Consider the following 270-nt stretch of genomic DNA (forward strand, 5'->3'; position numbering starts at 1 on the left):
TACCAATCACAGATTATTTTCTTTCCGGTTTTGAGGGAGTATAACCCTCACTTATATAGTGTGATGGGGCTGTAGCTCAGTTGGGAGAGCGCCTGCCTTGCAAGCAGGAGGTCATCGGTTCGATCCCGTTCAGCTCCACCAAAAGAATAGATATGCTCCTTGAAAACTGGATATTGCATGAAATTGCTAAGGATATTTGAAAGTGATGTTTTTTGGTACGTCTGCTAAAGTCACCAACATCCTGTTGGAACGCAGACATAACCACATCCT

At 43.7% G+C, this 270-nt stretch carries 1 tRNA gene; it reads left to right on the forward strand.

Annotation, left to right across the window (positions count from 1 at the left end):
* Window positions 1-65: 65 nt before the first annotated feature.
* A tRNA-Ala gene (locus HP570_RS29335) sits at window positions 66-141 on the forward strand.
* Window positions 142-270: the final 129 nt, after the last annotated feature.

The organism is Brevibacillus sp. RS1.1 (assembly GCF_013284365.1).
GTDB lineage: Bacteria > Bacillota > Bacilli > Brevibacillales > Brevibacillaceae > Brevibacillus > Brevibacillus brevis_D.